Genomic DNA, 21,648 nt, shown 5'->3' with positions numbered 1-21,648 from the left:
TTTCCCCGAAAAATTGAATCTCAGGTGAAAAAGAAAGATCAAAAGATCACATCCTTCGAACGCGCCTACATGGACCGGGCGAAGGCCACGGCTTTTTCAAATTGCTCCGGATTGGGCCGCACGCCGGTGTACAGCACGAACTGTTCCAGGGCCTGGATCGCAATGACTTCCAGCCCCGTGATGACTCGCTTGCCTTCGGCCCGGGCGCGCACGATCAGTGGCGTTTGCGACGGGATCGCCACGACATCGAACACCGTCTCGGCCGCGACGATGGTTTCGGGCTCAAACGCCAACTGGTCGGCCTCCGGGCCGCCGGTCATGCCGATCGGCGTGACATTGATCAGCATCTGTGGCCGTCGGGTACCCAGGTCAGCTTGCCATTCATACCCCAGGGACTCGGCCAAGGCTCGCCCGGCGGCCTCATTGCGAGCAACGATCAGCCCATTCTTGTACCCCCCATCCCGCAAGGCACTGGCCACAGCCTTGGCCATGCCGCCGCTGCCACGCAAGGCAAAGGTCGAGTCCTTGGGCACCGCGTGGCTTTGCAACAACTGGGCGATGGCGATGTAGTCAGTGTTGTAGGCCTTCAGATGACCGTTGGTATTGACGATGGTGTTGATGGACTGGATCGCGGCAGCGGAAGGATCCAGCTCGTCCACCAAGGCAATGCAGGCTTCCTTGAACGGCATCGACACACCGCATCCACGAATCCCCAGGGCACGGATACCGCCCACAGCTCCAGGCAGGTCCTGGCTGCTGAACGCCTTGTAATAGAAATTCAGGCCCAATTGTTCATACAGGTGATTATGAAAGCGCAGGCCGAAGTTTCCGGGACGCCCCGATAGCGACATGCACAGCTGGGTGTCTTTGTTGGGATTGATCTGCATGCGTGTCTCCTTGCCATTCACTTTCGGACAGACGGAATCACCGCTGCGAAAGGTTTTATTCGATGAGGATACCGCCAGCCCCAGCCCGGTCTCAGGCTCCTGGATGACGCCGCGCGGTCAAGAAAAGCGCCACAGACCTTACACAATATTTACCCAACGGCGTCACAAATCCTGAGAAAATCGTTGTCAGAGCAAGTATCCCCGCGACCCTCATCGGGTCTGTTGCAGACCACAGGCGTTGGGGCCGAAACGAGGAATAGCCATGAATCGTAAACTTCCCATCATCGCCCTGCTCATGGGGGCACTCGCGGTCACCGGCCAGGCATCCGCCCACGGTCGTGGTGGTTGGGAGGGGCCCGCAGTGTTTGGCGCAATCGTCGGTTCGGCCATCGTTGGCTCGGCCCTCATCAATCGTGATCGGCCGGTGTATGTGCAGCAACCGGTCTACCTCCAGCCACAGCCGGTCTACTACCAGGCACCACCACCGGTCTACTACCAGCCGCAGCCGGTGTATGTAGAGCGACCGATCTACTATCGCCCGGCACCGGTGCATTACGGGCCACCACGGGGCCACTACTATGGCCCGCCTCGTGGTCATTACGGTCGCTGGTAACCAGCCACCCGCGTGGTACAAAAAAGCCTGTGATCAATGATCACAGGCTTTTTCATATTCGCTGGTTAACCGCTCCCACTGTGTAGGAGCTGTCGAGTGCAACGAGGCTGCGATCTTTCCCCAATCACTTGAATCTCAAGCGAAGGATCAAATCGTCCGAACGCGGCCCGAGCCGTCGCCAGCGCCTACAGAGCCCTGCGGGAGCAAGCTCTCTCGGCACAGAGGGTAATCGTCAGACGTGCTCACCGCTTTTCAGACGAATCGGCGCATGCTCCGGCGCCCCGTGAACAGGCTCCGCCACCACGGGAATCTCGTTGCCATCGCAGTCGTGCAGCTTGCCATCGCAGAAGTAATCACCTTCACGTAGCGCTGCCAGGTCCTGATAGCGCAACACCCGCTCAGTGCCGGCGGCAAAAACCGATTGCTGGTCGGAGTTACCCGCAGTGAAGTGGTTGAACGCCAGGTTCAGCGCGATCGCCATGATAGCCGAAGAACTGATGCCCGAATGAAAGATGGTCGCGAACCAGCTCGGGAAATGGTCATAGAAGTTCGGAGCGGCGATAGGAATCATGCCAAAACCAATGGAGGTGGCGACGATGATCAGGTTGACGTTGTTGCGGTAATCGACTTTGGACAGCGTGCGGATGCCACTGGCAGCCACCGTGCCAAACAGCACGATACCGGCACCGCCCAGTACCGAGGTCGGCACCGCAGCGATCACCCGGCCCATGAACGGCAGCAAACCGAGCACCACCAGGAACACCCCGCCGGTCGCCACCACGAAACGGCTCTTGATCCCGGTCACCGCCACCAGCCCGACGTTCTGGGCAAAGGCACTCTGGGTGAAGGAGCCGAAGATCGGCGCGATCATGCTCGACAGCATGTCGGCCCGCAAGCCGTTGCCCAGGCGCCTGGAGTCGACTTTGGTATCGATGATCTCGCCCACGGCCAGGATGTCGGCGGAGGTTTCCACCAGGGTCACCATGATCACAATGCACATCGACAGGATCGCGGCGATGTGGAAAGTCGGCATGCCGAAATGGAACGGTGTCGGGAAGCCGAACATCGGCCCCTGGCTGACCGATGAAAAGTCCGCCATGCCGAGGAACACGGCGATGACGGTACCAATGACCATCGCCAACAGAATCGACAACCGCGAGATGGTTGCACTGCCCATTTTGCTCAGCAATAGCACCAGCACCAGAGTCACTGCGGCCAGGCCAATGTTGGCCATGCTGCCGAAATCAGCGGCGTGGCTGTTTCCCCCCATGGCCCAACGTGCCGCTACCGGCATCAGAGTCAGGCCGATGGTGGTGATCACGATGCCGGTGACCAGTGGCGGAAAGAACCGGGTGATGCGCGAAAATACCGGGGTAATCAGCAGACCAATTAGGGACGCGGCGATCACCGCGCCAAGGATGGCTTGAAAGCCGCCTTCCCCGCCGCTGCCGACAATCGCCACCATGGTCGCCACGCCCGAGAACGATACACCCTGCACCAAGGGCAGTTGGCAGCCGAAGAACGGCAGGCCGAGGGTTTGCAGCAACGTTGCCAAGCCCCCCGCGAACAATGAAGCGGCAATCAACAGGCCGATGTCCGCGGGCGAGAGCCCGGCCGCCTGGCCGATGATCAACGGCACGGCGACGATACCACCGTACATGGTCAACACATGTTGCAGGCCGTAAGCCATATTCGCGCCGACGCCAAGGTTTTCGTCCTCGGGCCGTGGGAGTGAAACATGGGGCGTTTTCATGGTTCGGGGATTCCCTGTTTTTTGTTATGGGCACACTGTATTCAAAACTCAGAACAAATGTCCATAGAGTTGTATACAACTTATCACCATGTGCAGGAACAGGATTTCCCGGTCAACAGCCTTTTTATGACTGGAGCAACCCCACGACAGCCGGCCGCAACAGCTCGCGCGGCGGCACCCGCAGGCCAAACTCTTGCTCCAGCAAGTCGATCAACTCATCGGCATCAACGATCACGCGCCGCTCGCTCTCCTGCCCTATTCGGTGCACGGCATAGCTGTTGCCGTTGAGGGTCTTGCGCAACCCGTCACCGGTGCGGGCGACCATCAACCGGCCCATGAACGGGGATTCAGGGTGGCTGCTGACGTACCAATTACCGAGGGTGTAGTCGATGTCTTCCTGGCGTTGCAGATCGAACAGGTACATCGGCCGCCATTCGTCAGCAATGTTGGCGCGCAGCAGGTAACCGTCCGCATGGGTATCGATGCGGTACGGCTCATGGGGGGTGACTTGTGCCTCATGGCTGTCCAGCAGCAACGGCGCAGTGGGCACCATGCCACCAAAGCCGACGTCGGAGATGTAGCGCACGCCGTCGAACGTCACCAGGCTCAGCCGGTGGGTCCGGGCCGCCCAGGTGCCTTCAGGCGCATTCATCACCACGCGCCCGGTAATGCCGCGGGCATCGAAACCCAGTTCCAGCAACAACGCCAGGAACAATTGGTTGAGTTCATAGCAGTAGCCGCCGCGCCCTTGTTCGAACACTTTTCGCTCGACCGATTCAAGGTCGATGGGCACGGGTTGACGCAGTAACGTCGACAGAGTTTCAAAGGGGAATTCGGTTGTATGGCGCCCTTGCAGTCGACGCAACGTGTCGAGGCTCGGCGCAGGGGGCGCGTCGAAACCCAGGCGCCGCAGATAGCGGGCCGTGTCGCTCAGTTGGGGGTGACTCATGTGGGGTGTCCTTTTCCAGGGTCGGCGCTGCGCTCACAACAAGCGCACAGCTATTGGGCGCCAGATATAAGGCATTCCCCTCACAGAGACAACAATCGACCGGATGCCTCGGGTCACCGCCGTTTGCGGGAAGCCAGGCGGATCCAGGTGGGGGCATGGTCGCTGGGGTGGGGCTGGTTCCGGACCCAGGCGTCCACGCCGGCTTCGCTCAGGGAGGCGCTGGCCACCGGATTGAGCAGCAGGTGATCGATGCGCAGACCAGAGTTCTTCTGCCAGTGCTGGCGGAAATAATCCCAGAAGGTGTAGATCCGCTCGCCTGGATACAGGTGGCGCAACGAATCGGTCCAGCCCTGATCCAGCAGCCGCTGGTAGCACGCCCGGCTTTCGGGCTGCAACAGCGCATCCTTGAGCCAGGAGCGCGGGTTGTAGATGTCCATGTCCGTGGGGACCACATTGTAGTCGCCGGCCAGCACCACGGGATGACCGCTGGCCTGCAACCCTTGGGCGTATTCGATGAGCCGTTCGAACCAGGCCAGCTTGTAGTCGAACTTCGGACCTGGTTGCGGATTGCCGTTGGGCAGGTACAGGCAGCCCACCAGCACGCCATGCACCGCCGCCTCCAGATAGCGACTGTGACTGTCGTCATTCCCGCCGGGCAGGCCTCGGCGGCTCTCCAGTGGCTGCGCGTCACGGGCCAGGATCGCGACACCGTTCCAAGACGCCTGCCCATGCCAGATCGCCCCGTACCCCACCGATTCCAGCTCCGCCGCCGGGAAATCCTTGTCCACGGCCTTGAGCTCCTGCAAACAAACAATGTCGGGGTTTTCCCGCTCCAGCCATTCCAGCAGGTTGGGCAGCCGGGCCCGGATACCATTGATGTTGAAGGTCGCAATCCGAAGGTTTTTCATAGAACCAGAACTCGACATACCAAGTCACCGTTGTGACCGACAACCGGACTTGATGGTTGCAACAGGTTTTCAGGAACCCGTTTTCGGTAAGGGCGGGCCTTTCTCCAACAAGTGCGCAAAGGCTTGTTTGTCGATCGGCCGGCTGAGGAAATAACCCTGCACCTCATGGCATTGGTCCGAGCCCAATGAACCGAGCTGGGCCAGGGTTTCCACGCCCTCGGCAGTCACAGTCAGCCCCATGGCCTTGCCCAGGTTGATGATCGCCTGCACCACGGCGCGGTCATTGCTGCTGCTGCTCATGGAGGCAATGAAGCGCTTGTCGATCTTGATGCCATCGAATGGATAGGTGCGCAGATAACCGAGGGACGAATAACCGGTACCGAAATCGTCCATGTTCAAGCGCACGCCCAGTTCCTTCAGGGCATTCATAACCTGCAGTGCACCATCAACGTCGTTGAGCATCACGCTTTCAGTGATCTCGAGTTCCAGCCGACTCGCCGGGAAACGGGTTTCGATCAACACCTGTCGCACGTCCTCCACCACATCGCTGCGCTGGAACTGCGCCGGTGACAGGTTGACCGAGACCATCAGCTCCCCCGGCCAGGTCAGTGCGGTTTCGCAGGCCTCGCGCAATACCCAACGCGAAAGCGGGACAATCAGGTCAGTTTGCTCGGCCAAGGGAATAAAGGCGTCGGGGCTCAACAAGCCTTGGGTCGGATGCTGCCAGCGAACCAACGCCTCGACCGCCACGATCTCCCGACCATCGACGGTGTAGCGTGGCTGGAAATGCAGGACGAACTCGTTTTTTTTCACGGCCAGACGCAGGTCGCTTTCCAGTTGGCGACGATGCTGGATCTGATCGTTCATTTGCGTGGCGAAATAGCACCAGGTTTTCTTGCCCTCGGACTTGGCCTGGTACAAGGCGATGTCGGCACAGCGGATCAGTTCACCGGGGACATAACCCTGGCGGCGGCTGACAGCGATGCCAATGCTCGCACCGATGTGCAGCGAATGGGTTTCGTAAAGGATCGGTTGTTGCAAGCTGTCGATCAGCCGCTTACAGAAGCGATCGATCTCAGTGGTATGTTCCATCCCATTGAGCACCACCACAAACTCATCGCCCCCCAGGCGTGCCACCAGGTCATGCTCGCGGGTGCTGTCGCGCAGTCGCTGGGCCACTTCCAACAACACCGCGTCGCCGGCCGGGTGGCCGAGGGAGTCGTTGATCGGCTTGAAGTTGTCCAGGTCGACCATCAGCAACGTCAGCGGTGTCGAATGCTCCTTGGCCACCAGCGCATCATCAAGGTGCCGCGCCAGCTTGTTACGGTTCGGCAGGCCGGTCAGCGCATCGTGCATCGACAGATGCTGGACCTGGGCATGGGCCGCCACTTCATCGGTGATGTCACTGGCGGTGCCGCGATAGCCCACCACCTCGGCCTTACTGTGGATCGGGCGTGCCGACACACGACAGAAGCGCAATTGCCCGGAATAATCGCGATAGGAACAGCGCAAGTGGCTGGCGTTCTGTTCCTCCGTCAACTTGCCTAGCCATAGGGCAATCGGCGTGGTGTCGCAATACAGCAGTTGCTCAACATCCTGCCCCAGCCATTGTTGTTCGGAAAACCCGGTGACCGTATTGAAACGCCCCGACAGATAGGTGATGCGTTGCTGCCCGTCGATTTCCCAAATCCAGTCGGAAGCCGCCTCGGCCACGGCCCGGAAGCGCTCTTCGCTGGCCTCGAGGGCATGCGCCGACTGTTCCAGGCTGTCGTAACTGGCGTCCACATGCCGCGCCGTGCGCAACGCATAGCGAAAAAAGTAAGCGGTCAGCAGGGCCAGGATCAGCAACGCACCACCCAGCGGCGGCACCAGGGACCAAAGCAATTGCTGGCCCGGCCGCTCCAAGCGAGACACCAGGCTGAAGCCGGTACTGTCCAGCGGCACGGCCGGCTGGCCGGGCTCAAGCTCGGTGCCTTTCTTGAGGTTCAAGTCGGTGAGGCCATAACTCTTGCCCAGCTTGCGCAGCTTGACGGGCGTCAGTTGGTCGACGAACAGCAAAACCGAGGTGCCTTTGGATTCGACCTGGGGCCGCTCGTCATTGGGCACAATCACCGAGGCCGTGACGATGGCCGGCCAGCCCTCGAACAATGTGTAGCGGATCATCGACGTCGTCAGGTCGAGCTGTGCCTGGAGTTGGTCCACCAACTCTGCCAGCGGCGTGTCTATATAAACCGAGGCGTCACCCTGGACATTGCGCCCACGCACCACGGCATATTTGGTGCGTTGTCGATCGATGACAAACAGACCTTCGTATTCGTCATTGGTGAACAGGGTCTTGCCCATGTTCTGTTCGGCGTAGGCCCATTGCACGTCGACCTCGCCGTTGAGGTGGTCGTAGGCGGTGGTCCAGTAGGCGTAACTGGCGATGTAGTTTTTCGAGGCGGTGACGCGATTTTCGAGGGCGCGCTCGATATAGAAATGCGTCTTGCGCACATCCTCCGCGTCCAGCTTTTGCGCGATGTTGAACAGCGCGGCAATCGCCATCAGGACGCCCAGGACAAACAGCCCCCCGACTGCCACGACCAGGCGACGGGTAATTGGGGTGTGCCGCGCGATGCTCGAAGGGGTATCGGCAGTGGAATCCATTGGCCTGCTCCTGTCCTGTCAACGCTGGCTGCGGTGTCGAGAACGGCGAGGATCCGGGGCCAGTCGTGTTCCCAACCTTAGCGCCCACTGCCTGATCGGTTGGCGAGCCCAGGGTTTTTAGCGAAAAAGCCGACACACCTCGTGTACGTCGCCAGCGCAGTGTCTGAACAATGGACCTGACACGTTGCCGATGATTCCACCCGATCTCAACGATCCGAGCGCGCCAGCGTATCGAGCCCACCTTCCGTCGATAACACCGCCACACGGTTGCGGCCGCTGTGCTTGGCCTGGTAAAGCGCCGCATCGGCCCGCTGGATGAGGACTTCGATGCTGTCCAGGCTGCTGGGCACAAAGGCATAGCAGCCCAGGCTCACCGTGAGGTGGCCGGTCGGGGAGCCGGAATGGGTGATGTGCTTGTCAATGACGCTGTGGCGGATCTGCTCGGCCAACGCCATGGCCCCCAAAAGATTGGTGTCGGGCAACAGGACCGCGAACTCTTCACCGCCATAACGCACCGCCAGATCGGCCTTGCGATGGCAACAGTCCTTGAGCACCTTGGCCACTTCCGCCAGGCAATGATCCCCGGCCACGTGCCCATAGGCGTCGTTGTAGCGCTTGAAAAAATCAATATCGAGCATGATCAGGCTCAAGGGGCTGTGCTGACGGGCGCCCCGACCGAACTCGACGTACAGGGCCCGTTCGAACAGGCGCCGGTTCGCCAGCCCGGTGAGGCTGTCATGGGTGGCAATCTGCTCCAACGCTTCCTGAGCCTTGCGCAAGTCCGCTTCGATCCGTTCGCTGTTACGTACCTGGCGCACGAATACCCAGCCGAACAAGCAAATGCCCAGCACCACCAGGCCGACAATGAGGCTGGATTGGAAAGCCCTGTCATGCCACCCCGACAGAATCGCTTCTTCAGACATCGCAGCAGTGACCACCAACGGATAAGCCTGTAGATGTTGGTGCCCATACAGCCTGACGACACCGTCGATGGCCGAACGGATGAGTGCATCGCCAGACATCCCGCCGGCCAGAGCATGGTTGTAGATGTGTTCCTCGGCCAGCGGCTGACCGATCCGCCCCTCATCGAAAGGGCGCCGGGCCAGGAGTGTCCCATCAGACAAAGCCAGGGCCATCTCGCCTTGCTCATCCAGGCTGAAGCTTTTGAAGAATCGGTCGAAGTACGACATTTTGATGCCGGCCATCAACACGCCTTGGAAGTTGCCATCCTGGTCGTTCAAACGCCGGGAAACGGGAATGATCCATTCGCCGTTTTGTCGGCTGCGGATCGCCGGGCCGATATGAGCGATCAAGGAGGCATTCTGTTGGTGAAACACAAAATACTCCCGATCCGCCACCCCTGCTCCCCTGTGCAGGTTTTCAAAGGAGGTCACGATCCAATGACCGTGTTTGTCGAACAGGAACAGGCCATGCAATTGCTCAAGCGATTGCACACGTCGGGCAAAGGTTTGCTGCAAGCGTGGCTGTACGGCGCGGCCGTAGCCATCGACCTGAATCCAATCCGCCAGACTGGCCAACACCAGATCAGCCTGGAGAAAGGTGTCCTGGGCCTGTTGGGCCATGGCCCGGGTAAGCGTCGCAGAAGCGACGCGGGCCGACTCCTGGTCGTGGCTGCGCGACTGCTCCAGTTGCAGGTAAAGCAAACCGCAGAGGCACAGGCACACCGCCGCGATAAACGTAACCGCTGCCTTGAGCAACGGCAGGCGCTTCAAGGCACCGCCAGGGGGGTGGAAAGGATCGAGAATAGGGATAGACAAGCGAATTCCTGAAGGGGGCACAACATGAGCGAATTCGCTCAGAGTTTCTAATATTCGTGAGCTTAGCCTACCGCTTGTGAGGCGGCAATTTACCCGTGCAGCAGAGCCGATGGGTGGCTGCACTGGATCCAAAAAACCGCCTGCCAGCCGATAAAAATGCCCTCTTCAGAACGGTGAAATTCCCCGTGTAGGAGCTGCCGAAGGCTGCGATCTTTTGATTTTGATTTTTCACTTGGGATTCAAGTGTATTGGGGAAGATCGCAGCCTCGTTGCACTCGACAGTTCCTACACAGCTTCTACAGCCGGGAGCAACCTCCCTTCGCCACGGGTCAGGGTTGCCGCTCTCACCGTACCGGCGGCACCCGGATCTCCCCGGCCCGGCATTGGGTTCTGACGCCCCTGCCACACGCGGCGAACGCCAAATCCTTGTCCATGCACACCCGCACTTCCGACAGTTGCGGCCCGTTGCAAATCACCGCAATGCCGTCGGACGCGATGCCTGGATTGCTTTGGCGGAACAGCCGGACGATTTCATCAGCCTCAAAATAATACGAGGAATTGAACGGTTGCAGCTGCGGTGGGATTTTCACCGCGCCCAAGGCTTTGTCGGCAACCTCCAGGTAGCCCATGGCACCCAGGCCACTGCAAGTGCCGTGCTTGGACCATTCATGCGCCATCAACTTGCCGGAGGGAAACAAAGTCAGGCCCTTCTTCTGCTCCGCCGCCGTCAACGGCACCTGGGGCACACAGGATTGCGGCCAGCCGCCCCGGGTGTATTGCGGCCAGAGACCATGGAGCACAAAGCCGTAGCCCTTGCCGGAACACTGCGCATCCTTCTGGTGAGTCAGGCAGAACGTCGGTGACCAGGACAGCGCCAGCAGGTAGTAATCGAACACCCCGGCCACGGATTGCGCCCGTGCATTGCCGGATTCGCGGGCATTGGCCGCGCCCGTGGAACCCAGTGTCAGTACGATCAGCATGACAATGGCAAGATGTTGTTTCATTGACCCACTCCTTGGGGCGATTGTGCGAAAGCGGGATGATTGGGCGATGACTGCTTCAACCTTGTGTTTCAAATCTCTGAAGGGTTGTTTTTTACAAGCAAACCTTGCCGGGGGGCTATCTAAATTGCGTAACGCCCCATAACGTAGATCGCCTTTGACTTTTACGTGCCCCGTCGCCCATGAGCAAACCGACCCGAACCGATGACGAACAGCCCCTGACCAGACCCGACGCCGTCAGCCTGCGAACGGCCTTCTGGTTCTGGCTCAAACTGGGCTTCATCAGCTTTGGCGGCCCTGCGGGGCAGATATCGATCATGCATCAGGAGTTGGTGGAGCGCCGTCGCTGGATTTCCGAGCGACGATTCCTGCATGCCCTAAATTACTGCATGTTGCTGCCGGGGCCCGAGGCTCAGCAACTGGCCACGTACCTGGGCTGGCTAATGCACCGAAGCTGGGGCGGGGTGATCGCCGGGGCGCTGTTCGTGCTGCCTTCGTTGTTCATCCTCATCGCGTTGTCCTGGCTGTACGTCGCCTTTGGCGAGGTGCCGATAGTGGTGGGCATTTTCTATGGCATCAAGCCGGCCGTGACGGCAATCGTCGTACATGCCGCCCACCGGATCGGCTCCCGCGCGCTCAAGAACAATTGGCTGTGGGCGATCGCTGCGGCGTCGTTCACCGCGATATTCGCCTTCAACGTGCCCTTTCCACTGATCGTGCTGGGTGCCGCCCTCATCGGTTACCTGGGCGGTCGCTGGATGCCGGAAAAATTCAGCCTGGGCGGCCACGATGACAAGCACCAATCCTTCGGCCCGGCATTGATCGACGATGACACCCCGCCCCCGGAGCACGTCCGGTTCAGCGCCTTCAGGCTCGCCGGGCTAGCGATCATCGGTGCCCTATTGTGGGCATTGCCAATGGGCCTGCTGACCGCGGTGTTCGGCTGGGAAGGCACGCTGACGCAAATGGCCTGGTTCTTCACCAAGGCCGCATTGCTGACGTTCGGCGGCGCCTATGCGGTTTTGCCCTACGTGTACCAGGGCGCCGTTGGACACTTCGGCTGGCTGACGCCGACACAAATGATCGATGGCCTGGCCCTGGGCGAAACCACGCCCGGGCCGCTGATCATGGTCGTGGCCTTCGTTGGTTTCGTCGGAGGCTACGTGATGCAGGTATTCGGTCCCGAACAGGCGTTTCTCGCCGGGGCCGTCGCGGCCACGCTAGTGACCTGGTTCACGTTCCTGCCCTCGTTCCTGTTCATCCTGGCCGGCGGCCCGCTGGTGGAATCGACCCACAACGCGCTGAAGTTCACCGCGCCGCTGACTGCGATTACCGCAGCGGTGGTCGGGGTGATCCTCAACCTGGCGTGCTTCTTCGGTTACCACGTACTCTGGCCCAACAGCTTTACAGGTGCCTTGGACTGGCGGTCGGCACTCATCGCAATCGCAGCGGCCATTGCGCTGTTTCGCTACAAGCTGGGGGTGATCCAGGTGTTGATGGCGTGCGGGCTGGCCGGGCTGGCGGTGCACTTGCTGCGCTAGACGAGGCGCCAGCGAGCGGTCCCGGGTCATCATTGCTCAGTGCTCTCATGTGCATGATTTGCTCCCCGTAAATGTCCGGCTGATCGCTATCGCAGCGACACTCAATAACAAGCCACCCCATGACCCAGCGCAAATGAACACCCCAGCCCATCAGCTAAGCTCAACCTATCATCACGACAGGGAATCGACATGAGCAAGGCAGACGAGCTAGCGGCCAAACTGAGGAAAACCCAGCAAACCCGCGCCGATACCGACAATTGCGCTGACCTGGCGATCGAGCACTGGCCCGCCCAGGTCTACGAACTGTATCGCCAGATCGAAACCTGGCTGGCGCCCGTGTGCGAGGCGGGCCTGGATATTCGGCGCAACCCCACCCATGTATTTGAAAGCCATACCAGCGGTTCGACGTACAGCTACGCCATCGATCAACTGGTGATCGAAGGCAATCATCACCGCATTTCATTCGACCCGATTGCGCGCTTCTCGTCCAAGGGAGAGGGATGCATTGAAGTCCATATGAAAGGGCAGGAACACTGCATCGTGCGCACACTCGGCGAACATGGTGAATCGCTCTGGCATATCCAGGTACTGCGTCTGACCGGACAACCGCGTCCTGGACCCACCATGCTGGACGAGGACACCTTGCTCGCGCTGGTAGAGGAAGGCCTAGGGCTTTAACGCAAATGGGCGACCCTTGAGGTCGCCCATTTCGTTGGAGAACCCACTAGAACAGTGGCGCTGATTCGAGGGTTGGAGCGCTCCCAGGTACCGGTAGCGTCAGTTCCTCCAGCTGTCTTCCCACGAGTTTATGCAAGGCATTGTCGATTTCGTCAGCCACGTCTTGCGCGTATCGGGTATCCGCCCAGCTCCAGTACGGATCGGAAAAGACGCCCAACACCACCGCGCTGATTTCGACGGTCGCACGATAGCCTCCCAGATCAAACAGCAGGCCGCCGCCGGCTTCGGCATCTTCCGGCAGCGTTCACGACAGCCAGGTCCACCAACCAGTGTCTGCGGAACCTGATCCTCCGGCACAAGCCACATGGCGGTGGCCGCCGACAGCGACCAGAAGCCACCCTTCCGCCCCCTTAGGGAAGAGGTGGATTCGCCGCAAAATCCGTAGGGATATTGAGAAAGGAATGCCAAGCATCTACAGCGTCATGATGCCGCTGGGCAGCATCCTCCCAAAAAGGACCGGATACCTCTTTCGCAGAAACCAGCATCATCATTTTTATCGTCGCAGCGTCCAGCTCTTTGAGAAGTTCATGGGATGTGGCCCTGAATTCTTCGAACGACGTTATTCCATTTACCTCGTGCGGTGTTCACCGCCATTGAGAAATACATATTTCTCTATGAGTGGAGTCCCCCGGGTGGCAGCAATTCCAAACAGTCGGAGCGCCGGTAAATCCATTTCGAAGCCAGCCTTTTTCCGGTACCAATCCTGGCTGTTATGCGTCAAGTGCAACGCCGCTGGATTCCTGCCTGCCCTTCCGCTCCTGGAGCGTTCCCACATTTGTCGATGCCGCTGGCGCAGCGACGCTACTCAACGAACAGGAATCGGTCGATGATCATCGAGACCGCTTGCACCGCAGAGGTCGAGGCTGTGTCTATGCAAAACAGAGCTTCATCCCACGGCTCATACTCATGATCCAGTACCGACTGCCAAGTGGGTGGGGCCAGCCCTGGAATATCAACCTTCCTTGTTTCGACCCGGCGCCGATGTTCATGTTTATCGGAACAAATCACTTGGATATTGGCCAATCGACTACCCGCCTGTGAGGCGACTTCGCTCCACGCGATTCGGCTTTCGAGGACGGGATTGACACAATCGACGATGACCGTGCGGCCTAAACGAAGGTTGCTCAGGGCAAGCTCATTAGCCACCCTGTAACCACTGCGTCCCACATCTTGCGCAAGAGCGCCCGAGTTTCGAATCGCCTGCTCAATCGTATCGATCCGCAGGTACACGGCGCCTGTTGTAGCGGCGAGATCATTGGCGATAGTCGTTTTTCCGGTGCCGGGAAGGCCGCTGAAGACGATGAGCATTCCATGTCCTTCGCTGAGTGAAAAATCCAGTGTAGCCAGTTATACGACAGCAGAAAGCAGAAACCGCAAGAGCGATCAAATGCTGTCTCCATTCATTTGATAACGTCGCTTCAGCATTCATGGAGATCGTCATGCTGAATATCGAAAGGGCCCTGTGGTACATCGAGCTGGAGCTGGGATCCCAACTCGATCTGGGACGTGTCGCGCGCCATTGCAACATGTCTCCCTTTGCCTTGGCCCGCTTGTTTGCACTGTCGACGGGCTGGTCGGTGATGCGTTACATCCGCGCACGGCGTTTGAGCCAAGCGGCATTGACCTTGCGTCGAGGTGCGCCGGATATCCTGCAAGTAGCGCTGGATGCTGGCTACGGTTCCCATGAAGCCTTTACACGCGCCTTCTGCGATCTGTTTGGGTTCACTCCAAAGCAGGTGCGTGGGCACGAGGATGAACCTCTCTCGCTGGTGGAGCCTTTACGTATGAAAGAAAGGAAGCTCATAACACTCTCTGAACCTCGCTTTGAAACTAGAGCAGCGTTTTTCATCGCGGGCCTGGGGGATCGTTTTACCTTCGATAAGAACGAAGGCATCGTCGGCCTGTGGCAAGCCTTCTCCCCCTACCTGGGACAGGTACCCAATCAGGTCAACAACGGGAGCTATGGCCTGTGCTGTAATCCTGAACCGGATGGTAGTTTTGAGTACATTGCCGGCACCGAGGTGTCCAGCGTCGACGGCCTTGCTCCGGCTTTTCGATATTTCAGGGTGCCGCAGCAAAACTATGCCGTGTTTCGACACCAAGGCCATATCTCGACGATCCATCAGACGTTCTTCACCATTTTCACTCACTGGTTGCCTGAATCCGAATACGAGCTTGCCGACGCGCCTGAGTTCGAAGAGTACAGTCCTGATTTCGAACCCTCCCGAGGGAAGGGTTACGTGGACGTGTGGATACCGCTTGCCAGACGCCAAGCATCCCATGCCATCAATGTATAAATCAGACCACTAAGCATGGAGCCCACACCATGAGTTTCAATTGGCACAGTGATCTGCTCACAAGAGATACGCCAGTTTGCAAGAATTACCGAAACACACAGAACGTCCGCAGATTCATGGCGGAGCACTGCGGTGCGAGCTTTAAATTTGATAGAGACTTTATGGCTTGGATACGTAACGGCGTACCTAAAACGCTTGGAGAGGTCGTCGATGAGTGGCAGCAGCGCAATCGCGATGGTCATTGAACAAATAATCTGGTGAGAAATGTGATTAATATTCGTGAAGCAACTACAGCCGACCTAGATGTCCTACGTGAAATCGGCTGTGAGACCTACCAAGAGCACTTTTCGGACATCTGGTCTCCCTCTGGCATGCAGGGCTTCCTTAATCAAGACTTTTCTCCTACCTCGCTCGGCAAATCACTCGAATCGTGGTCTACCCCCATTTTCCGCGCCGGTTTTTCCAACTGCCAACTCGCAGACATCTTCTCCCACTCGTTTTCCAAAATTTCACGCGGCGTGCATCAGATCGACGCCCACTCGGTCACCGACGTTCATTAGCCAGAATCGCATTATTTGGCTTTTGCGCTCTTGATGTCGCTTATGATTTTCTGAGAAATAGCCTGGACCTGCTCTTGAGTCATAGCCGACATGACACCTTCCCAGGCCGACGACGTGTCATAGGTGCGAGTTCCAATCAGACGACCTGATTTCAAGTCCGAGTAGTCTGCACTGGAATTGACCCACGCATTTCCCACCATGACCCCGGCCCCGTAACGCGCGCCAGGGGTCAGGTAACGGAAATTGGTTACGTTGATCTTGATACCGACACCGTCCTTGCCCTCGAGGCTTGATGCCTGAGCCTCCGTAAGGCTGTAGCCAGCGCGAGTCGCTTCGACTTGCAGGGCCTCATTCCATTCTTGCTTCAAGCGAGGCCAGTCCTCGTTCTGTTGAACCTTGCTATTGCCTTGAAAGTTTACGACCAGGTTCTGCTTGGCTGACTCTTGAATGACGAGCGTTTCAGTCCCACCGCTTTTTACAGAGGCAGCGCATCCGCTCAACATCAAAACTGCAACAGCACAGGACAGCGCAATCGAAAGCTTGGGTGTGTTCATTGAATTTCCATATCCACAAAATCGGTTGAGAGAGGCGTTAAATATCCCGCCGAGCCAGATGGGCCCGCACGCTGGACGCGCAGAATTTAGCACCATTACTTCGTTGCTACGAGCCAAGGGCGAGGTCAGCAAAGACGGCGACAGACCATGGTTTTGAGTTCACAGGTCATGGGCTGTCCCCATTTTCTTCCCTACGCACCCCGGATTGAAAATACTGAGGATGACCAGCATCAGCATCTTGACTTCAAGTATCCAACTGGATACGGTTCACTCATGAATTATCTCATCCAGCAAACGCAGACGTTCACTGCTTGGCATTCATCGGTCCGTGATCTGCGAGCAAAAATCGCTATCGCCCGCCGCATTGATCGCGCCGCAGCAGGTAACCTGGGCGATGTGAAACCTGTCGGTGATGGTATTTCAGAGTTGCGTGTGGATGTAGGCGCTGGCTACCGGGTCTATTTCACCATGCGCGGTGGAGTGGTCATCGTGCTACTGGCGGGTGGTGACAAGTCTTCACAGAGTGCTGATATCCGGCGAGCGAAGAAATTGGCAAAGGAGATTTGAACATGAGCCAACACCTGACGACATTTGACATGGCGGCACTACTCGATAGCGACGAAGCCATCAGTGAATACCTTTCCCAAGTGCTGGCTGATGGTGATAGCGAGGAGTTTCTCCGAGCGATCGGCTATGTCGCCAAGGCCCGAGGCATGGCGCAGATCGCTAAAGACTCTGGCATGGGACGAGAAAGCTTGTACAAGGCGTTCGCACCCGGATCAAAACCGAGGTTCGATACCGTACTCAAGGTCATTCATGCGCTAGGCATTGATCTTCATGCGCAGCCTGGGCATGCCGCTAATCATTCACCTGCCTGACGAACGGATTAGACACCGGGACAAACCACGATTTTGAGTTCGCTTGTAAAATCGGCCCGTCTCATAATCGTAGTCTGCCCCCGTTCTCCTCTTATGAAACGAGCGGCTTATAAGTCGCCCGTCTTCATTATTCCGCCGCCTGCGTCCGCAATCGTCTTCCAATCACATCCATGACATCACAACCATCACGTAACGATGTGGTCAGCAATTTACAAAAATCAGTCAGCACCACCGTGTCTGAGCTGATGTCCGAGCGAAAAGCGATATTTTCCAAGACTTGGGTCACCGTGCGGATGCGGTAATCGGCGGTTTCGAAAAGGACGTCCAGAGGCGCTTCAGTGTCGATGAGCAGGGTTGCGGGGATGCAGTCGATGCCGGTGATGGGCATGTATCGGGTCATGAGCAGTACCTTCAACCAATTGATAAGGAGCAGGAGCTTCTGCGCTTCATTCAATCGAGTCGCCAAACCCGAATCACCATCTGGGCGACAGGGGAGTATCAGTTTTTTTGTGTTCGGGCTGGTTAGGGCCTGCCGTCAGGCAGGCCCTTGTTTTACCAGCTCGGTCTGGTAAATCGGTCTCCGTACAGGATCGCAAATTGATTCATTGCCACTTTCCAATCGTGTGCCGCATGACCCCAGTTGGCGGTGATGTTGCGCAACCCAAGCCATATCAGTTTCGTCGCGGCCTCATCGGTCGGGAAGTGCCCTCGAGTCTTGATGATCTTGCGTAACTGGGCATTGATGCTCTCGATGGCATTGGTCGTGTAAACCACTTTGCGGATGCCCGCCGGGAAAACAAAAAACGGTATAACCCGATCCCAGGCGCGACGCCATGCAGCAACCACAGTCGGATACTGCTTGCCCCAGGGGCCCGCTTCAAAGGCGTTAAGCTCTTGCTCAGCCACATCGGCATTGATCGCCTGGTAGATCGGCTTGAGTGCTTTGGCCAGTGCCCGACGTTTATCCCAAGCGGCATAGTCCAAGCTGTTGCGGATCAGATGCACGATGCAGGTTTGCAGCGTCGTGGCAGGAAAAACCGCCCCCAACGCCTCCGGTATTCCTTTGAGGCCATCCGTGACGGCGATCAGAACATCTTCAACGCCACGAGTCTTGAGGTCGTTGAACACCTTCATCCAAAACTTGGCACCCTCGGTGCTCTCGATCCATATACCCAGAATGTCGCGCGTGCCATCAGGTAATACCCCCAGCGCCAGATAAATAGCCTTGTTGCACACTAACCCCTCGTCCCGGATTTTGACCCGTAACGCATCGAAGAAGATCACCGGATACATCGGTTCCAAGGGTCGTTGCTGCCAAGCGCCCACCTCTTCCATGACCGCATCGGTGACTGAGCTGATGAAGTCATGGGACACGTCAGTTCCATACTGCTCAGACAGAAAAGCGCGGATCTCACGCACCGTCATGCCCCGGGCGTACATGGCAATTATCTTGTCGTCGAAGCCTGTAAAACGGCGTTCGTGCTTGGGAATCAGGATCGGGGCGAAGCTACCATCGCGGTCTCTGGGGATATCCAGGCGAAGCGGCCCGTCGTCGGTCAGAACCGTCTTGCTGCTTTTGCCATTGCGCTGATTGGTCGACTCCTCAGGGCGCTCCGCGCCCTGAGGGTAACCAAGGTGGTGACCCAGCTCGGCGGCTAGCGCACGCTCGATCAGAGCCTTCTTGAACGCCATGGACGCGTCTTGAATAGCTTCGGCGCTCATCGGGCCTTTAACAAACTGCTCGATCAGCTCTTGGGGAATCGAGGGTAACTCCCTCGCTGTTGCATTGGCGGACTTCTTTTTGGTCGGCATACATGCACCTCTAGCTACATGTTATGCCCGAACACAAAATTTCTGACAGTCTCGGCGACAGAGAGACAATAAGTTACCGCCCCACCCTGATACTGCAATGCGCTGGTTTCCGAGGTTTGTGTAGGAATTTGCGTCAATGCCCCACGCGGTGCTCGTTTGAACCCTCATAAGTCACAGCGAAGGGACGTGGGGAAAGGAGACGGAAAATAGGGCAGTTTTTTTCCCAAACCAGCCAAAAAAAGACTTTCAGCGCGGCGAAATAAATCCCCTTTTTCCGTCCCCTTTTCCCCTACAGCAGCTATCAAAATCCGTATGTCGCTCCCTCAGTGAAACCCGAACTTCAGCAAGTACAGATCAGTGACACATAGTTGTCGGCCGGATATCCAGCCAGCTTTCAGAGCTGCTCCCGGATATCCGATACTTTTGAGTCTCGCCTGCCTTGAAATCGCTGGAGGACTCCTTCTGTGGCTGGGTAATTTTTAGAGCGCATAATCCTCTGCCCATAGGATCACCGGAGAGTCCATAAACGTGTCGACCAGGGTCAAGGAAGAAAGTCGCCCTCTCGCCAACTCCAAGACGCCCGGCAACAACGCCATCAATCAACACAGCAGTGTAACAACCACCCCCAGCCATATATCCGTCATCTCGAGTGACCACCATCACTGCAGAGTTTTTCGATCCTTCCTGGAAGGCAAGCAAGCGGTTATCTGGGGTCGGCGTCGCCGCCTTAGGAGGCTCGGTGTAGCTGACACAGCTCGCCAACATCCCTGCCATTGCGAAAACTACCAAGCGCTTCATGGCTACCCCTCTCAGTTGGCGGAAATCTACTACGACAGCACCACTCAAGCATCCTTGCTTGCATTGGATGTCAGAAATGAAAAAGCCAGCGGGTGGGCCGGGCCAGCATTCAATCTCTGGAAACTACTTGAAGCTGGACGGAATCACAGGCACCTCTACGACCTTCCCGTCCACCATCCTGAAGGAAATCACGCGGCTTGCTCCGCTCATCCCGTTCGCATGGCTCCATATCCACATCTGACCGTCAGCTCGGGAAACCACAGAGTACGGAGGTCCCATGATTTGAGTGACCTCGTCCTCGGTCATCCCGACCTTAACTTTCCTGGCATCATCGTACGAAAAGTTCGTCCCTGCGCAGCCTGAAAGCACAAGCGCCAATACAGCAGTGACGGCGAAGTTGATAATCCTCACGGCTCGTCCTCATCCTGAAAGAGCTGACTTTAGCACCGGTCTCCGCCTGTACGAATTGCCAGTAACCCCCTTCGCCAGACAGTCGGCTCACCCGTACGTGAGCGCCGCGCGCTCACGGCTGGGCGGCACGGCCGCCCTCACCAGTACTGGTAGCGACTCCCGCGCTTTGTCACCTCCAGCGGGTAGCTCCCCTTTGTGCTCTCCCATACGCCACCTCCGTTGACAGTGACGTAGACAGTCTCAGTCCCCACCGTGGAAACCTTGACCTCGTTGTCGGCTGCACGCACCGTGGCGTCCGCCGTCGCTGACATGGCCATGACAAAGGTCTTCCCGTGCGCGCCCCCGGCCACGGAGCAAGAGATGAGCGAGATCACGGCACCGGCCGCTAGGTAGGGCCTCACCGTCGTTCCGAAGGTGGCGGGGTGAAGATGCCGTGCGTGGCCGGTCTTGTAGGAAATGTCGCAGCCTGGCTGAGCTGATTCCTCGTGGCCGGATATGGTGAGAAAGGCCGCGTGTTCCCCGTGTGTGCCAATGATCAGCAAGTCGACTGGCTGGGCCTTGGCGAGGACTGCGAGGAGGGTCGCTGGGTTGGCGTTGGCCGCCACGGCGGTGAAGGTGTCTGCGGCGAAACGCCGTCGCATCACCGGGACGCAGTTCAAATTGTCGTCGCTCGCAAAGTAAACCACGTTCGGCATGATCAATCCCTTCTCATGATCCTTCATCCGAACATAGCTGATTACTTCGATGGTCACAAATGAGGGTCTAACCCCAGAGCCCGCTCAAGCCTTGAAAGTCGACGCTCCAGCAGCTCGGCCTTCTCCTGATCCTTTTCCCCAAAGTCAGCCGGCAATGAAACGCCAGCAGCCGAAACGATCATCTGGGACTTCAGCATTTCCGCCTCGTTGATAGGAGTCGTCCTTGTTGTTCGGCCCATCGCTGGCGGTCTGCTTGTAGCCGTCGCCGAACTGCGCGGTGCGCACCCGATAGGTAATCTCGGGCGCGTCTCCGTGCTGGGGGGCAGGTAAATGTTTCGATAGGCGCGCTCGATCGCCTCCCAGTCGGGTTGCTTGGCTGTCATTGGAATTTTCTGGTACTTGAAATAGTGGCTGGTTGCCGTTGGTGAGGACTCAAATCACCAGCAGGAAGTTGCTCGTGGAATATGAAGTCAGAGTCCCGAAGGTTGTCGTCCAGGGCATCAGGCCGGGGGAAGTGGTACGCCCTATCCCAATCAATCAATTCTGGTTTGTGGTAGAGCACATAAAAACCGGCCAACGGTACGGTGAGCATGACGACGAGGCGGACGCTATCGCTGAATGCGAGCAACGCAACTTTTCTGTCTAGTAGGTTTTGCAATCACAGACAACAAACAAGGCCCACCTTTCGGTGAGCCCTTCTAGGGATGGTCTGAAATAGCCGGATATTCTCCGGCTATCGAGCCGTCAGTACTTTTCAAAAAACGACCCGCGTCGAAATTTGATCCATTTTCTTCATTTTTCAGCCCTTCCGGGCGCAGCAAGGCGCTTC

At 57.9% G+C, this 21,648-nt stretch carries 22 protein-coding genes and 2 pseudogenes; 8 read left to right on the top strand and 16 right to left on the bottom strand.

Annotation, left to right across the window (positions count from 1 at the left end):
• Positions 1-65: 65 nt before the first annotated feature.
• Positions 66-887, bottom strand: coding sequence for a shikimate 5-dehydrogenase (locus AACY42_RS13620; protein WP_339479969.1), 822 nt, complete (start codon positions 885-887; stop codon positions 66-68).
• A gap of 262 nt (positions 888-1,149) precedes the next feature.
• Between AACY42_RS13620 and AACY42_RS13615 the strand changes: the two genes are divergently transcribed.
• Positions 1,150-1,500, top strand: a complete 351-nt coding sequence (locus tag AACY42_RS13615; RefSeq protein ID WP_339479968.1) for a hypothetical protein — start codon at positions 1,150-1,152, stop codon at positions 1,498-1,500.
• A 232-nt stretch (positions 1,501-1,732) separates the two neighbouring features.
• On the opposite strand, the gene AACY42_RS13610 is transcribed toward AACY42_RS13615, so the two are convergent.
• The 6 genes from AACY42_RS13610 to AACY42_RS13585 form a co-directional block, all read right to left on the bottom strand.
• Complete coding sequence (locus AACY42_RS13610; RefSeq protein ID WP_339479967.1) at positions 1,733-3,253, bottom strand: nucleobase:cation symporter-2 family protein; 1,521 nt, start codon at positions 3,251-3,253, stop codon at positions 1,733-1,735.
• Positions 3,254-3,377: 124 nt separating this feature from the next.
• Positions 3,378-4,202, bottom strand: coding sequence for an arylamine N-acetyltransferase family protein (locus AACY42_RS13605; protein WP_339479966.1), 825 nt, complete (start codon positions 4,200-4,202; stop codon positions 3,378-3,380).
• Between the two features lie 113 nt (positions 4,203-4,315).
• Positions 4,316-5,110, bottom strand: a complete 795-nt coding sequence (gene xth / locus AACY42_RS13600; RefSeq protein ID WP_339479965.1) for an exodeoxyribonuclease III — start codon at positions 5,108-5,110, stop codon at positions 4,316-4,318.
• Positions 5,111-5,179: 69 nt separating this feature from the next.
• Positions 5,180-7,756, bottom strand: a complete 2,577-nt coding sequence (locus AACY42_RS13595; RefSeq protein WP_339479964.1) for a bifunctional diguanylate cyclase/phosphodiesterase — start codon at positions 7,754-7,756, stop codon at positions 5,180-5,182.
• Positions 7,757-7,962: 206 nt separating this feature from the next.
• Positions 7,963-9,534, bottom strand: coding sequence for a sensor domain-containing diguanylate cyclase (locus AACY42_RS13590; RefSeq protein ID WP_339479963.1), 1,572 nt, complete (start codon positions 9,532-9,534; stop codon positions 7,963-7,965).
• A gap of 344 nt (positions 9,535-9,878) precedes the next feature.
• Positions 9,879-10,538 carry a ribonuclease T2 gene (locus tag AACY42_RS13585; protein WP_339479962.1) on the bottom strand — a complete coding sequence of 220 codons (660 nt, stop codon included), beginning with the start codon at positions 10,536-10,538 and terminating at the stop codon, positions 9,879-9,881.
• A 179-nt stretch (positions 10,539-10,717) separates the two neighbouring features.
• Here AACY42_RS13585 and chrA point away from each other — a divergent pair, with 179 nt between their 5' ends.
• On the top strand, positions 10,718-12,076 hold the full coding sequence (gene chrA / locus AACY42_RS13580) for a chromate efflux transporter (protein WP_339479961.1): 1,359 nt from the start codon (positions 10,718-10,720) through the stop codon (positions 12,074-12,076).
• 189 nt (positions 12,077-12,265) lie between these two features.
• Positions 12,266-12,754, top strand: a complete 489-nt coding sequence (locus tag AACY42_RS13575; protein WP_339479960.1) for a hypothetical protein — start codon at positions 12,266-12,268, stop codon at positions 12,752-12,754.
• Between the two features lie 46 nt (positions 12,755-12,800).
• Here AACY42_RS13575 and AACY42_RS13570 read toward each other — a convergent pair.
• Positions 12,801-13,094: pseudogene (locus AACY42_RS13570) on the bottom strand (hypothetical protein); the annotation flags it as partial.
• A gap of 521 nt (positions 13,095-13,615) precedes the next feature.
• Entirely contained in the window at positions 13,616-14,122 is a 507-nt protein-coding gene (locus AACY42_RS13565; RefSeq protein WP_339479959.1) for an AAA family ATPase, read from the bottom strand.
• 131 nt (positions 14,123-14,253) lie between these two features.
• On the opposite strand from AACY42_RS13565, the gene AACY42_RS13560 reads away from it, so the two are divergent.
• The 3 genes from AACY42_RS13560 to AACY42_RS13550 are packed head-to-tail and all read left to right on the top strand — an operon-like array spanning position 14,254 to position 15,671.
• Positions 14,254-15,111: an AraC family transcriptional regulator gene (locus AACY42_RS13560; RefSeq protein WP_339479958.1), complete on the top strand. Its 858-nt coding sequence runs from the start codon at positions 14,254-14,256 to the stop codon at positions 15,109-15,111.
• A gap of 29 nt (positions 15,112-15,140) precedes the next feature.
• On the top strand, positions 15,141-15,356 hold the full coding sequence (locus AACY42_RS13555) for a DUF6434 domain-containing protein (protein ID WP_339479957.1): 216 nt from the start codon (positions 15,141-15,143) through the stop codon (positions 15,354-15,356).
• A gap of 21 nt (positions 15,357-15,377) precedes the next feature.
• Positions 15,378-15,671 (top strand): hypothetical protein, encoded by a 294-nt coding sequence (locus AACY42_RS13550; RefSeq protein ID WP_339479956.1) that lies wholly within the window; start codon positions 15,378-15,380, stop codon positions 15,669-15,671.
• Positions 15,672-15,682: 11 nt separating this feature from the next.
• Here AACY42_RS13550 and AACY42_RS13545 read toward each other — a convergent pair whose 3' ends face one another.
• The gene (locus AACY42_RS13545) at positions 15,683-16,225 is read right to left on the bottom strand and encodes a hypothetical protein (RefSeq protein WP_339479955.1); all 543 of its coding nucleotides are present in this window, start codon (positions 16,223-16,225) and stop codon (positions 15,683-15,685) included.
• A gap of 273 nt (positions 16,226-16,498) precedes the next feature.
• Here AACY42_RS13545 and AACY42_RS13540 point away from each other — a divergent pair, with 273 nt between their 5' ends.
• Positions 16,499-16,792, top strand: a complete 294-nt coding sequence (locus tag AACY42_RS13540; RefSeq protein WP_025212842.1) for a type II toxin-antitoxin system RelE/ParE family toxin — start codon at positions 16,499-16,501, stop codon at positions 16,790-16,792.
• Between the two features lie 2 nt (positions 16,793-16,794).
• Positions 16,795-17,103 carry an addiction module antidote protein gene (locus AACY42_RS13535; RefSeq protein ID WP_038858737.1) on the top strand — a complete coding sequence of 103 codons (309 nt, stop codon included), beginning with the start codon at positions 16,795-16,797 and terminating at the stop codon, positions 17,101-17,103.
• A gap of 127 nt (positions 17,104-17,230) precedes the next feature.
• Here AACY42_RS13535 and AACY42_RS13530 read toward each other — a convergent pair whose 3' ends face one another.
• From AACY42_RS13530 to AACY42_RS13505, 6 genes and pseudogenes are all read right to left on the bottom strand, one after another.
• Positions 17,231-17,503 (bottom strand): hypothetical protein, encoded by a 273-nt coding sequence (locus AACY42_RS13530; RefSeq protein WP_339479954.1) that lies wholly within the window; start codon positions 17,501-17,503, stop codon positions 17,231-17,233.
• 152 nt (positions 17,504-17,655) lie between these two features.
• Positions 17,656-18,915 carry an IS256-like element ISPsy17 family transposase gene (locus AACY42_RS13525; protein WP_339479953.1) on the bottom strand — a complete coding sequence of 420 codons (1,260 nt, stop codon included), beginning with the start codon at positions 18,913-18,915 and terminating at the stop codon, positions 17,656-17,658.
• A 354-nt stretch (positions 18,916-19,269) separates the two neighbouring features.
• Positions 19,270-19,713, bottom strand: coding sequence for a hypothetical protein (locus AACY42_RS13520; RefSeq protein ID WP_339479951.1), 444 nt, complete (start codon positions 19,711-19,713; stop codon positions 19,270-19,272).
• Positions 19,714-20,261: 548 nt separating this feature from the next.
• Complete coding sequence (locus tag AACY42_RS13515; RefSeq protein ID WP_339479950.1) at positions 20,262-20,876, bottom strand: hypothetical protein; 615 nt, start codon at positions 20,874-20,876, stop codon at positions 20,262-20,264.
• Positions 20,873-21,016: a hypothetical protein gene (locus AACY42_RS13510; protein WP_339479949.1), complete on the bottom strand. Its 144-nt coding sequence runs from the start codon at positions 21,014-21,016 to the stop codon at positions 20,873-20,875. Before AACY42_RS13510 ends, AACY42_RS13515 begins: the two co-directional genes overlap by 4 nt.
• A 13-nt stretch (positions 21,017-21,029) precedes the next feature.
• Positions 21,030-21,159: pseudogene (locus tag AACY42_RS13505) on the bottom strand (phage tail protein); the annotation flags it as partial.
• Positions 21,160-21,648 lie beyond the last annotated feature (489 nt).

The organism is Pseudomonas sp. RL_5y_Pfl2_73 (genome assembly GCF_963970515.1).
Classification (GTDB): Bacteria; Pseudomonadota; Gammaproteobacteria; order Pseudomonadales; family Pseudomonadaceae; genus Aquipseudomonas.
The sequence above is the reverse complement of the archived record's forward strand: the minus strand, read 5'-3'. Positions and strand labels throughout refer to the sequence as shown.